At 69.3% G+C, this 12,072-nt stretch carries 11 protein-coding genes; 3 read left to right on the plus strand and 8 right to left on the minus strand.

The window, feature by feature from the left end:
- Nucleotides 1-270 precede the first annotated feature (270 nt).
- Both AB0B86_RS05540 and AB0B86_RS05545 read left to right on the plus strand, forming a co-directional pair.
- Nucleotides 271-972 carry a hypothetical protein gene (locus tag AB0B86_RS05540; RefSeq protein ID WP_357416103.1) on the plus strand — a complete coding sequence of 234 codons (702 nt, stop codon included), beginning with the start codon at nucleotides 271-273 and terminating at the stop codon, nucleotides 970-972.
- Nucleotides 969-2,075, plus strand: a complete 1,107-nt coding sequence (locus tag AB0B86_RS05545; RefSeq protein ID WP_357416110.1) for an ImmA/IrrE family metallo-endopeptidase — start codon at nucleotides 969-971, stop codon at nucleotides 2,073-2,075. Before AB0B86_RS05540 ends, AB0B86_RS05545 begins: the two co-directional genes overlap by 4 nt.
- A 186-nt stretch (nucleotides 2,076-2,261) precedes the next feature.
- On the opposite strand, the gene AB0B86_RS05550 is transcribed toward AB0B86_RS05545, so the two are convergent.
- The 5 genes from AB0B86_RS05550 to AB0B86_RS05570 all read right to left on the minus strand — a co-directional run bounded on the left by AB0B86_RS05550 (nucleotide 2,262) and on the right by AB0B86_RS05570 (nucleotide 5,763).
- Nucleotides 2,262-2,573, minus strand: a complete 312-nt coding sequence (locus tag AB0B86_RS05550) for a hypothetical protein (RefSeq protein WP_357416113.1) — start codon at nucleotides 2,571-2,573, stop codon at nucleotides 2,262-2,264.
- Between the two features lie 62 nt (nucleotides 2,574-2,635).
- On the minus strand, nucleotides 2,636-3,511 hold the full coding sequence (locus AB0B86_RS05555; RefSeq protein ID WP_357416116.1) for an IS5 family transposase: 876 nt from the start codon (nucleotides 3,509-3,511) through the stop codon (nucleotides 2,636-2,638).
- 7 nt (nucleotides 3,512-3,518) lie between these two features.
- Entirely contained in the window at nucleotides 3,519-3,854 is a 336-nt protein-coding gene (locus AB0B86_RS05560) for an ankyrin repeat domain-containing protein (protein WP_357416119.1), read from the minus strand.
- 174 nt (nucleotides 3,855-4,028) lie between these two features.
- On the minus strand, nucleotides 4,029-4,589 hold the full coding sequence (locus tag AB0B86_RS05565) for a hypothetical protein (RefSeq protein WP_357416121.1): 561 nt from the start codon (nucleotides 4,587-4,589) through the stop codon (nucleotides 4,029-4,031).
- A 106-nt stretch (nucleotides 4,590-4,695) separates the two neighbouring features.
- Complete coding sequence (locus AB0B86_RS05570) at nucleotides 4,696-5,763, minus strand: hypothetical protein (RefSeq protein ID WP_357416123.1); 1,068 nt, start codon at nucleotides 5,761-5,763, stop codon at nucleotides 4,696-4,698.
- A gap of 456 nt (nucleotides 5,764-6,219) precedes the next feature.
- Here AB0B86_RS05570 and AB0B86_RS05575 point away from each other — a divergent pair, with 456 nt between their 5' ends.
- Nucleotides 6,220-7,194 (plus strand): IS481 family transposase, encoded by a 975-nt coding sequence (locus tag AB0B86_RS05575; RefSeq protein WP_357416126.1) that lies wholly within the window; start codon nucleotides 6,220-6,222, stop codon nucleotides 7,192-7,194.
- Between the two features lie 330 nt (nucleotides 7,195-7,524).
- Here AB0B86_RS05575 and AB0B86_RS05580 read toward each other — a convergent pair whose 3' ends face one another.
- The 3 genes from AB0B86_RS05580 to AB0B86_RS05590 all read right to left on the minus strand — a co-directional run bounded on the left by AB0B86_RS05580 (nucleotide 7,525) and on the right by AB0B86_RS05590 (nucleotide 11,342).
- Entirely contained in the window at nucleotides 7,525-8,463 is a 939-nt protein-coding gene (locus AB0B86_RS05580; RefSeq protein WP_357416128.1) for a replication-relaxation family protein, read from the minus strand.
- Between the two features lie 628 nt (nucleotides 8,464-9,091).
- The gene (locus AB0B86_RS05585; protein WP_357416131.1) at nucleotides 9,092-10,060 is read right to left on the minus strand and encodes a replication-relaxation family protein; all 969 of its coding nucleotides are present in this window, start codon (nucleotides 10,058-10,060) and stop codon (nucleotides 9,092-9,094) included.
- A 415-nt stretch (nucleotides 10,061-10,475) separates the two neighbouring features.
- Nucleotides 10,476-11,342, minus strand: a complete 867-nt coding sequence (locus tag AB0B86_RS05590; protein ID WP_357416135.1) for a hypothetical protein — start codon at nucleotides 11,340-11,342, stop codon at nucleotides 10,476-10,478.
- Nucleotides 11,343-12,072: the final 730 nt, after the last annotated feature.

The following is a 12,072-nucleotide window of genomic DNA, read 5'->3' on the forward strand; positions in this document are numbered from 1 at the left end:
TCTGGTCGTTCAGTGTCGCGGTCATCACGGCACCCTCCTCACCAGGCACAACGCCTGGCAGGTCAGGCCGGAAACACCGTTAGATCCATACTCCCCTCTTGGCCTGGAGCACGCGCCCGCCGATGGATGGATGGACCTTACCGGTGACGGGTGGGTGACTCCGCCCTCCGACCTGCGGAGCACATTCGAACCTAATGGGGTTCGGGTTCCGGGCGTGTTGGCCGCTTGATTTCCGCAACATCAACTGCCGCATCGGCTAGATTTCCTGCCATGGGTCTGCTGGGCGACGCGGTGGCGGTGCTGGATGGGCGGGGCGTGCTGGAGCCGCTGGGCGGGTTGATTCGGCAGGTGTACCGGAGGGCCGCGGACCGGCACGAGCCGGAGCTCGGCGATGACGCGATGAGTTTCGGCACCATCGTGTGGCGCAACCTGACCAACCTGGGCAAGGCGACGTTCGACGGTGTCGACGGGGTGCGGGTGCGGCTGGAGGACAACTCCCTGGAGGTTCTCTGCGCCGGGTACGTGGTGCGGCTCTACTCCTTGCAGGGTGGGATCGAGACAATCCGGTGGGAGGGCAGCGAGGCCCGGCTGGGCGGGGCGGTGGAGAACAGCCGCGACGGTCAGTTGGCTTTCGACGACGACGAGCAGTTCCCGGAGGTCTTCGCCGGTGTGGTGCCGCCCAAGCGGCACCTGCGCGTCGCGCACACCGGGGACATCACGACCGGCGATGCGACGGCGTACCTCGGGCTTCCCAGGGACAACCGTGAGGGCGGGTCTCCGTGGTTCGAGGTGATGCTGTGGTTCGGCGAGGCGGTGACGGTGGGGGCGCCGCTGCCCGTCGTAGGCGAGCCGACCGGCGTGCCGGGGCAGCGGCACGATGAGCTGCCGATCCCAGAGCTGCCGCTCGAGAGGCTGCAGCCCGGCCGCGCCGCCGGCCGTACTCTCGGTGCTGCCGCCGGCCGATCGGCGTGACCGGGGGAATCCGTCCGCCGGTCCCGGCCACTGCGGCCGTCGCGGCGTTCGAGCCGCACGCACTCGGGTTGGCGCGCCGGTGGCGGCGGATGCGCAAGAACGAGTTGGCTCGGCAAATCGGGGTCACGGCGGCGGCGGTCAGCCAGTACGAGCTGGGGCAGGTCCGTCCATCGGCGGCGGTGCTGGCCCGGCTGGCGATGGCGCTGACGATGCCGGTGGAGTTTTTCGCCGCTGGCTTCCCCGCTCCGGCATCGCCGGGGCGCGCGCACTTTCGTAGCCTGCGGGCCACCACCCAGGCGGAGCGGGATCAGGCAGAGGCGTTCGGCGAGGTCGCTTGGCGGGTGGTCGAGGTTTTCAGCCGGAAGCTGCGGCTGCCCGAGCTGCGGCTGCCGCAGCTTGACCTGCCGGACCCGGCGCGGGCCGAAGATGTCCGCGCGGCCGCCGCGGCAGCGCGCCGGGAGTTCGGGGTCGACGACGGGCCGGTGCCGCACATGGTACGGCTGCTGGAGGCGCACGGGGTGATCGTGCTGTCCCTGCCGGATGCCTCGGAGCGGGTCGACGCCTTCTCGCACTGGTACGGCCAGCGGCCGTTCGTCTTCCTGAACCCGGCCAAGAACGACAGGGCTCGCTCCCGGATGGATGCCGCCCACGAACTCGGTCATCTGTTGCTGCACCACGACGCCGAGCCGGGCAGCCAGATCCTTGAACGGGAGGCCACCGCCTTCGCCTCCGAGTTCCTCGCCCCTAGCCCGACGTTGGCTGCGGAACTGCCGGCCCGCCTGGACTTCGACCGGCTGCACGAGTTGAAGCGCCGCTGGGGCATCAGCCTCAAAGCGCTCGTGTATCGGGGCCACGACCTGGGTGTGTACCGGGACCACACCTACCGGCGGGGCATGAGCCTGCTCGCCCAGTGGGGTCATCCCGAACCGGGTGACCTCGGCCGTCGGGAACAGCCCTCTCTGCTCGGCCGGGCTGTCGAACTCCTCGGCCCGCAGCGGGTGACGACGGAGAGCCTGGCAGCGCAGGCTGGCCTTCCGGTGGCCCTCGTCCGTACTGTGATCGACGCCGCCAGCGAACACCTCCCCGAACTGCGACTGGTTTGAGGAGGCGCCTGAGGCAGCGGGAGTACCACTAATTGCCATTCTTGTCTCCTGCCGGGTCTGCGTGCCGCCGTAAGAAGCCCGAAGTCACCATCGTCTCGTACTTGGGACGCGCCCCCTTGATTCACAGCAGGGCGGCTGTCTCGGCATGGCCGCCTAGGGCGTGTTTCAGAAGTGTGGGATTGAGGTTCAGCCCGGTCGGTTGGGGTTGTGGCGGCCGGCCAGCCAGATGGTGAGGTCCCTTGCGATGTGGGCTTTGTCGGTCTCGATGGTGAGATCGTGGATTCGCTGGTGGGCGTCGCGGCGTTCGACTTCGTAGGTGTCGTCGTCGAGCAGTGAGACCGATGCGTACCAGGCCGGGTCGTCGTCGGCGGGGTTGATCGTGACGAAGGTGTTGTCGTTGTGGTTCAGGTCGTCGATCAGCATGAACAGGGCGTCTTCGGAGGGGTCGTCGACATGGTCGCCGTTCTCGGCGTCGGCGTAGTAGTAGTCGGCGGCCATCCGGTTTCTCCCTGCTCTGCTGGTCAGCCGGCCCAGCTTCGCATGAGGTGATGCCCGGCTGGTCAGAGCCACTCGTTGATCGCGGCGACGAGTACGGCAGCTTCAAAGCGGACGGCGAGTTTGTCGTAGCGGGTGGCCACCGCCCGGTGGCGTTTGAGCCGGTTGATGCCGCACTCCACGGCGTGACGGGCCTTGTAGTCCTCGACGTCAAACACCGGTGGCCTGCCGCCGGCCGCGCCGCGCTTCTTGCGGTTGCGGGCCTGGTCGGCGGGCTCGGCAATGGTGGCCTTGATGCCGCAGCGGCGCAGGTAGTCCCGGTTGGCCCGCGACGAATACGCCTTGTCCCCGCGCACCCGATCCGGCCGCTGCCGTGGTCGGCCTGGTCCCAGCCGGGGCACCCGGATGCCCCGCAGCACCGGCACGAACTGCGGCGAATCCCCGCGCTGCCCAGCGGTGACCAAAATCGACAGCGGCTTCTGGCCCTGCTCACACGCCAGATGGATCTTCGTGGTCAGGCCACCCCGGGAACGGCCGAGTCCGTGATCTGCTGGCTCGGGCACCACCCCACCGGCCGGCTCCCGCTGCGCGTCGCCGTCGTGTCGGGCGCCGGCGGCATGCTGATGAGCCCGGCAGATCGTCGAGTCGACGTTGACCTCCCAGCAGATCAAGCCTGCAGCGTCCGCCCTGGCCTGCAACGCGGTGAGGACCTGCGCCCATACACCCGAGCGCTGCCACCGCCGGAACAGCCCATACACCGTCTGCCACGGCCCGTACTCCGGTGGCAGATCACGCCAGGGGCACCCCGTCCGCACTCGCCACCTGATTCCATTGATCAGCAGCCGACGCGACCACACCGCTGGGCGACCACGCCCCACCGCCCCGGGCAGCAGCGGCTCCAACACCGCCCACTGCTCATCGGTCAGATCACCACGACCCACGGCAAGATCATCGATGCGATCTAGCTCGTGGATCAACTTCTGAAACAGGCCCTAGCCGTGCCCACTCGATCGGTGACAGGCCGCTTCCGTGGTCTTCGCGGAGGTTCGGGTCCGCGCCGTACGCGAGGAGTGCGCGTACGACGTCGGTATGCCCCCAGGCCGCGGCGCCCGTCAAGGGTGTGCCCTCTTCGCCTTGTCCGCTCTCGGTGTTGGGGTCGGCGCCCGTCTGTAGGAGGAGCCGCAAGGCGTCGGGGTTGTTCTGCACGGATGCGCGGTACAGGGGTGTCGTGCCGCCGCAGTCTGCCGCGTTCGGGTCTGCTCCCACGCGCAGCACGGTGAGCACGGCGGCAGGGTCGTCACGAAGCAGCCCGCCGTCAGACGGGCGCTGAGTTTCTTGCGCTCGCGGACGTTCATCGCCGGGAGCGTAGGCGCCCCGAGAACTCCCGTGCGGTGTGGTCGCGTTGTTCCATCACGTCCTGCTCGCTCCGCTTCTGGCTAGCGGCCCGAGCCGCGAGGATTACGGTGAGCTTGCGTGTGCATCGTCGCGGCCTGGGGCGAGGTTCAGGTGTATCAGTAGCCTGGTTGTCCGCCAGCGGCGAGCCGTGCTGCCAGCCTCGGCGGGTGCGTCGTCGTAGCCGGGTCGGGCCAGGAGAACCGACTGGAAGAAGTGCCCCTGTTCCTCGTCCGGGTCGTCGTCGGCGGCGAACGGTCGCCATAGGGCCAGGTACAGCTCCCGCGCGGTGAAGCCGTCGTCGTCCTCGTTCGGCCTGAGGTCGACGTGGCGACGTAGGCGTTTCACGACTTCGAGCGCGGGCAAGCCGAAGAGGTCGACGTCGCGGTACCGCACAACGTCACGCTGGGCCGGACGCCACACCTCGATCGCGTTGACACGGTCCCTTGTCGGACCGACGCCGAAACCCAGGCTGAGCCCGAGCCCGCTCGGCAGGTGCAGGGCAAGCGCACCGTAGGCGGTCGAACTCAGCGGACCGAGCGTCTGCAGGGCGGCACGAGCCTCGCCGGTCGCCATACCGAGCCGCAATGGGCCTACCCCGTGCGGCGGGTCCAGTAGGAACTCCATTCGCCGATGATCGCAGCCTAGTCGGTGACGCAAGAGCCTGGACGGCCGCGCAGTGTCGTTGTCGCGATCTCTTCTGCCGAGCCGAGCGGTGGCCCCTGCCGTTCGGCTATGGCGTCTGGGTTACTGGCGAAGCTGTGGCGGGTGATGCCGAGTCGAGGCGTACAACGAAGTCCGCGAGTTGAGCGCACAGTTGGGCGACAACATCGTCTTCGCCAGCATCCGCGGCGATGATCAACGGCGTGAGGAAGCCTTCCTCTTCGAACACTCCGGCTCGGCCAACCTCATTCAGCCCACCCAACGCGTGCTGGATCTGGCGCCGGTTCAGGCCGGCCCAGCGAGGGCTGGCCTGCGCCCAAAGAGGCGAGATGCCGAACCTGGCCCAGGTGCGAGGCAGTATGCCGAACCAAACCTGCCTGCCGGTCTGGCTGGTCAGGTACCACCCGGCATAGTCCATCGCGTAGGACTTGTTGAGTGACGCGGCGGTGGCCTGAGGAAGTTCGAGTCGGACGCGGTCCAGTAGGTGCTGCAGCTGGTGTACCAGCTGGCCGGTGCGCTGGTTGAGTTCGCCGTGCCGCGGTGGCAGATACGCGTTGCTGTCCATGACTTCGGTCAGAGCCAGCAGTTGGTCGGCGTCCTCCGCCAGATCTGCCTCGTTCTTGGCGCGCAGGGCGTCCCGGACTCGGGTGACCAGGTCACGCCAGCTGACGAGTGACAGCGCCGTGAGCGCGCCGACCTGGACTTGCCGCAGCCTGACCGTCTCCGGCTGGTAGGGCAGCGCCACCTGGGCAAGTAGTTCGCGCCACAGTGAGGGGAGGCGAACGCTTGGGGCTACCACCATCACCATGCCACCGGCGTTATGGGTGAGCCGGGCAAGGTAGCCTCCGGGCTGCTGCTCGGTGAGTCCGGCGCCGAATTTTGCTTCCAGGATTAGCCGTTCTCGGTCCGCCGCGTCGATACCAACGATGTCGGGACGTCCGACTCCGTCAGCGCCGACCTGACCGGCGTACTGCAGATTCGCCGGCAGCTCAGTGCCCAAGTCGCGCACGAGGTCGTTCATCGCGGCCCGGGCTGTTGGCGAGGCCTGCAGCAGATAGGTCAGGGCTTCCGTGGCGAGGTTCTCCTCGCTGACGGTGAACCGGCGGGCGAGATGGGCAAGAATCCGGCTGTGTGCCATGGGCCACAGCCTCGCGTATAAGCCGGCGGCATTCCACAAACGGCCGCCGATGTCCTGCTTGCCTAGGCCGCCGAGGCCGCTCCCAAGAACGGCTCGTGCGGCTGACGTGGCAGCGCGCCTGCCACTGTCGGCGTGGGCGAGTGGGCGAACCAGCCGCGAAAGTTTCTGGCCGGTGTGCGGTTACGGCGGCTTGTCCTTGCACCTTCCGGGGTGGAGGCGGGGTGGCGGATGGGCGGGCTCGGCTCGTGGCCCGGCGGGCGGCGCGGACGGCGGCACACATGCCGCGCTGGCCAGAGCACTGCAGGTTGCGTCGTGGCCGGCTGTGATCACCAGGTCCACGTTCGGGGCTCTAGGTGTAGTGACCATGAGCGTTGTTGACGGCGTGGCGGCTTGAGACGAGGCGAGACCTCCGGCGAGGTGTGAGGTGCTGACGCCCACACCGAAACCGGAGGTCTCATGGCCCACCGTAATGCCCGGCTGACTGTCCACGGCCGGCGGCTGCTCATCACGCGTGTCATCGACCAGGACCGGCCGGTCGCTCATGTGGTCAAGGAACTGGGCTGCTCCCGGGCGACCGGCTACAAGTGGCTGCAGCGATGGCGCGCTGAGGGCGACGCCGGTTTGCAGGACCGGTCCAGCCGCGCCCACCACCAACCCCGCAAGACCTCCGCAGAGCTGGAGGCGCGGGTCTGCCAGCTGCGCCAGGAACGCAAACTCGGGCCGCGTCGAATCGGCCCGCTGCTGGGCATGCCCGCCTCGACCGTGCACGCGATCCTGACCCGGCACGGTCTACACCGCCTGGCCTGGCTCGACCGGCCCACTGGCCAGGTTATCCGCCGCTACGAACGCGACCGACCCGGCGAGCTGATCCACGTCGACGTCAAGAAACTCGGCCGCGTCCGCGACGGCGGCGGCTGGCGAGTCCTCGGGCGAGACAGCCTGGAACACCGACGTGCCCGCTACGCCAGCCGGGTCGGCTTCGACTACGTGCACTGCGCCATCGACGACCACACCCGCCTCGCCTACGCCGAGATCCACCCCGACGAGAAGACCGACACCTGCGCCGGCTTCCTGCGCCGCGCCGCCGAGCACTTCACCGCCCACGGCATCCCCCGCATCGAACGCGTCATGACCGACAACGCCCTGGCCTACCGCCGTGGCCGCAGCTGGCACCAGGCACTGGCAGAGCTAGGCGCCCAACCACGATTCACCCGCCGCTACCGGCCACAAACCAACGGCAAAGCCGAACGCTTCAACCGCACCCTCTGCGACGAATGGGCCTACGCCCGCCCCTTCACCAGCAACACCGAACGCGCCGAAGCCTTACCAGCCTGGCTACACACCTACAACCATCACCGCAACCACACCTCACTCGGCGGCAAACCCCCGATCAGCCGCACCGTCAACAACCCGGCTGGTCACTACATCTAGGGCCGGCCGAGCAGCCTGGTGGCGAGATGCGGCAACCGGCCGGCTGTCAACGCCGGCTGAACTTTCAGGCGGAGCGACATCGACCGGCCGCTAGGGCGGGTGGGCGTGGTGACGCGGGCGGCGCCGTGCTGCCGGCGGGCAGAAAGTTGTTTGCTGATCATCTGAGGGTGGGCGGTCTTCGACCATCGCTCTGGTACGACGGAGAGCCAACGGCTTGCGCCGGTCATCTTCATGGCGGTGTCTGGCGAACGGGTTGTCGTCCTGGCGGTCATGCACGTTGCCGCTTACCAGATCCGGCCCGGTCCACGCCCGCCGCGTGTTCCGCTTCCCTCAGTAGGCGGCCCGCTCGTCCGGGGTGGGCTGGCCGCGTGTCGGGTATTGATCGTCGTGGCGGGTGTCGCTGTAGGGCAGGTCGATGAGGCGGTGACGGCCGGCCCGGCCGGCTAGTTGCCAGATCTGGTGGGCGGGGCTGGCGGCGAGGGCGGTGCGTAGTTCGGCGGTGGTGGTGGCGATGCCCGCTTTCCAGCTGGTGTCGGCGATCCGGTGGTGCAGGTTCGCCTCGCGGCGGGCTGAGGGGAGGTGGAACAGCACCGGCCATGCCCAGGTGCTCAGCATGTACAGCCGCTCGTATTTGATGATTTTGTCGATGAGGACCTGCAGGTTCTCACCGCTGGTGTCGTACTCGAGGAAGAACGGCACGGACCGTCCGCCCTCGGTCCATACTCCGGCGCCGTCCGGGCGGGGGAAGCCGGTCGCTCCGGCGAGGATGATGTGCGGGTCGCCGCCTTCGCGGTAGAGGGTGCCGGGTTCGTGGTAGGCCGACGCGGGCTGCCAGCGGACGAGGTCGCTGTCGGGGTGGGTGCGGGCGTGGGCGGCGAGGTCGATGAAGACCTGGTTGCCGCCGAGCAGGTGCGGCAGGTCCGGCCTGCGGGTGAGGGAGTGTTTGCGGCGGCGGGCCTGGTCGCGGCGGCCTCGTGGGAGTCCGCGTTGGGCGTGGACGTGGTCGTAGCCGAGTTGGTCCAGGACGTAGTGGTAGGGGTGGGAGCCTCCGTCTGCTTTGTTGGGTCGGAACCGGTCGACCGCTCGCAGGGCGGTGAGGCGGCGGAGGCGGCGTTGGGTGAAGTCCAGGGATGGGAACAGGGCGGCGGCGATCTGGTCGGTGGTGAGCACGCCGTTGTCGTAGAGCCAGCCCAGGAGCCGGTCGTCGCGGGCGGTGATGCTGGCCTGCAGGCGCAGCAGCGGATCCGCGGCGGGTAGGTGTTTACCCATGGGCACCAGCCCTGGGGGAGAGACCCGAGACTGGAGGGTCTGTCTGGAGCGGTCCCGGACTCCTGACAGCGGGGCTGACCTGGGCTGTGAGCGGCCGTACGGGGTCAGGTTGGGGGTCAGGATCAAGACGGACGGTAGAACGGAGATCGGCACTGACCGCTGAAGCGCCGGGCACAACGGGTTCGGCGTGACGGTGCGGTGGGGGTGGGTGTGAGTCGGGCCGGTGACGCTGGTGAGGTTCGCGGTGCGGGGTGATCATCGTTGTTGCTCCAAGGTCACAGGTGCGAGTGGGTGTGAGGTTGGTGCGCTCCGCGGCCGCAGCGGGTGGGAGCAACCGGAGGTCGGGGCAGTCGCTTCACGGCAGCCTGGTTGGACAGGCCAACCTGCCTGGTCTCGCGCGTTTGGCGAACTTCCGGTGACACGGGCAGCCAGTCGCCTTGTCGCACGAAGTTGGCCACAGCGGCTGCGACCTGCGGTGAGAGAGCCGCGGGCGTTGCCGTTCGGGTTTGAAGCGAACGGCAACCTCCGACAGTCCCCTGACAGCGACCGGTTAAGCGCTTCGTTAGGCCGCGCCGGTCTGTTCCTCGACCGGCCCGGGTGGGCCGGTCGAGGAGCAGTGGTCGGTTGGTCAGGGGCGTGGCGGGTAGTGGTACTCGCCGTTGGCGACGGATTCTTCGTAGGGGCGTTCTGGGTCGTAGATGGGGTGTGGGGCTCGGGGCCGTACCTCCTTGAAGGTCACGGTGTCGGGCGGCCACTGATCGGGGGTGTGGGGAAGATCGGTCAGGGCGAGGCGGTGTGTCTCGCCGATCGGCTGCCAGACCGAGTCGGCCGGGTGGCCGTGCTCGGGGTTGCTGGTGACGACGGTGAGGTGCCGCGTGTTGCGGCGCTCGAGGTAGCGGCGCAGGTCCTGCTCGCGCTGCGGGTCGGCGGCGTGGAACAGCAGGGTCGCCAGGCCGGTTTGTTCGGCCAGCCGCCGGTAGGCGTGGACGTGGTCGGCGAGGTCGGCGGGACGGATCTCGCCGGGGTCGGGCTGGTACCAGAACGCGTGGCGGTCGCGGTCGTGGATGTACTCGCCGTGCCAGGCGGCATGTCGGGCCGCGGTGACGTATTGGCAGGTGCGCGGTGACCACCAGGTGCGTAGGTCACTACCGGGCTTGGTGAGCGTGTGGGTCGCGAGGTCGACGAAGAAGTCGTTGGCCCGCAGCAGGCCGGGCAGGTCCGGATGCTCGCGGAGCCGGTCGCGGGCCCGGTACACCTGCGCCGGTGTGACGTCGCGGTCCTCGTCGAGTGGGGTGAGTTGGGTGCCGATCGGGCCGAGGCACCACCACGTGTCGGCGATGGCCGCGGCGCGGGTGTTCCAGAGGCGGTCGATCCAGCCGCGTCGGGCGAGGATCGTCAGTCGTCGGGTGGCCGATGCCGTGGTGGTGGCGAAGCCGAGTGCGGTGAGTTGCGCGGTGGTCAGGACGCGGTGCTCGGCGAGCATCTCGACGGCCCACCAGTCGGGCAGGCGCATGCGGCCGGCTTCGGAGAGGATCAGCTCCGCCGGGATCGGTCGGGTGGACGGGACAGTGAACTGGGGATGGTAGGTGGTCGACATGACCGGTACCTCCAAGATGGCGCCATCCCCGGATAGGGGGTGGCAGGGGCGGATGAATGCCTGTGCGACCGCGTCGGTGCGGCGCACCTCGGGCGGATCACGCACCTCGGTCGTGCGTCGCGGTGGGTGACAGGGCGGTGCCAGATCGCCGATTCCGTGTCCGGGCGGCAGCCCGGGCACGGAACCGGCTGGTCCGCGCGGCCGGATCACCGGCCGGTCGTGCGGTACGGCGAGAATCGGAGCGCGGCTTCTGGCGCCGTCATTAACAAACCGCCGCTTGTGTGCTCTGGCGAACGCCTGCCCCACTCACAACCACTCACAGCCACTCACAACGAGGGGTTTTCTCAGTTGAGGTGATCCGTCCCAGGAGCCCTCACCGGGGGAAGTGACGGCGCCGCGAGAAGAGGGAGCCGACCTACGCGACTGCCGTCGACGTGGCGGTAGTGGTGGAGAGGCGACGGCGGCTGGCGGCGCGCAGACTGGCCCGGCGTTCGGCTTGCGCCGCCAACGCCTCGGCGGCCTGCGGGGACGCCGCGCCGGCCAGCATGCCGTTGGCGAGGGCTTCGGCGAGGCGGGTGTCGATGCGACCCAACCGCATGCGAAGGGCGTCGGTGCTGATGCCCATCCGGGCCGCGATCGGGTCCATGGCACGCCGTCCCAGTCGCACGTCGATGTAGGGCTGCTCGTCGTCGGCGTCGAGGATCCCCAGGCGCACCGCGCGGCGTACCAGGACGTCCGGATGCCCGTAGGGCACCTGCGGGGTCCGCGGTCCCGTGACGCGCTCCACGTCCTCGACCGGAACGAACTCGCTGGCCTGCTGGCGCAGCGCGTGCCCGGCGCGCCACCCGGCCCGGCACAACGACGCGTACGGCGCCCGGCGGGCCGCGTCCACGTGGTTCCGCAGCGCCGCCAGGAAACCCGCGAGGATCTCCGCGCCGATGTCGTCGGGGTCACCGCGGTAGCCGTCGGACAACCGCCTGGCGTAGCGGCGCAGCGCCGGCATCGCCATGCCGACCGCGGCGATGACCCACTGCGGCCCGTCCAGGCGGGCACGACGGATCAACTCCCGCCACACCGCGTCGCGGGCGGTGTAGGCGCGCGGGTTCGCCAGCAGCCAGTCCCGCAGCGCCGGCAGCGCCACGACACCCCTTGGCAGGCCGTCATCCGGACCGAGCATGTCGAGGTCGAGGGACAGGGGCGCCGGGTCGCTGGTCAGCGCCGCGAACGCGACATCGACGGCGTCCAAGGGCGCGGCAGGGAAGATCGTGTCGGACACACTCATGATCAGTACTCCTCGGTCAGAGACCATCGAGGGGTCGCCGTCTTTTCGGCGACGTGGGATGCCGATTACGCCACGACCCACTCACAACCGCTCACAGCGCAGGTCAGGCCCGCTTTTGCCCCCAGCGGACCGCCGTAGCGCCCCGCCCGAACTCCGGGCGTCGGTCCGGCGCCTAGCGGGCGAGGCGGACGGGCCGCGGTACGGCTGAGCAGGGCTGTGAGCCACCGACGCCCGCCAAACGCGGCACCCCGACGGCTCAGCGACGAGGCCGCGATCGTCGGGCCGCGCCCACCGCTCACAGTCACTCACAGCGACTCACAGGCGCTCACAGCCGCTGACACAGCCCGTCCGGTCTGGCGCTGAGCTGGCGTTCGCGCCAGCGTCCCCTCGTACGAGGGTTCTGAGCAGGGCTGTGAGAGCAGAGGGCCGCGCGAGGAGTGCCCCACAGAGATCTCCGGGGCCTTACACCCTCTCACTCACAGCGACTCACAGCCGCTCACAAGACTCACAACGACTCACAGCGGCGTGGCATCCGCCGCCGGCACGCCCGAAACGCCGGCGACGACGCCGGTGGTGGTGGCGCGCATCCTGACCACGTCCCCCGGGCCGGGGCATCGTGCCTTGCGCTCCCCCGTGTCGGTCGCCGGTGGAAGCACCCAGTGATGAGGAACCCTCCGTACCGGCCGCTTTGCCCGGCAACGCGCGAACCGGTGTCAACGAGGACGATCGA

This window comes from Micromonospora sp. NPDC049047, assembly GCF_040649135.1.
Classification (GTDB): Bacteria; Actinomycetota; Actinomycetes; order Mycobacteriales; family Micromonosporaceae; genus Micromonospora.

Bases quoted from the DNA above. Each gene is read 5' to 3' on its own strand.
- AB0B86_RS05540 (WP_357416103.1), top strand. From the start codon at position 271: ATGGGTCTGCTGGGCGACGCGGTGGCGGTGCTGGATGGGCGGGGCGTG.
- AB0B86_RS05550 (WP_357416113.1), bottom strand. From the start codon at position 2,573: ATGGCCGCCGACTACTACTACGCCGACGCCGAGAACGGCGACCATGTC.
- AB0B86_RS05565 (WP_357416121.1), bottom strand. From the start codon at position 4,589: ATGGAGTTCCTACTGGACCCGCCGCACGGGGTAGGCCCATTGCGGCTC.
- AB0B86_RS05570 (WP_357416123.1), bottom strand. From the start codon at position 5,763: ATGGCACACAGCCGGATTCTTGCCCATCTCGCCCGCCGGTTCACCGTC.
- AB0B86_RS05575 (WP_357416126.1), top strand. From the start codon at position 6,220: ATGGCCCACCGTAATGCCCGGCTGACTGTCCACGGCCGGCGGCTGCTC.
- AB0B86_RS05580 (WP_357416128.1), bottom strand. From the start codon at position 8,463: ATGGGTAAACACCTACCCGCCGCGGATCCGCTGCTGCGCCTGCAGGCC.
- AB0B86_RS05585 (WP_357416131.1), bottom strand. From the start codon at position 10,060: ATGTCGACCACCTACCATCCCCAGTTCACTGTCCCGTCCACCCGACCG.
- AB0B86_RS05590 (WP_357416135.1), bottom strand. From the start codon at position 11,342: ATGAGTGTGTCCGACACGATCTTCCCTGCCGCGCCCTTGGACGCCGTC.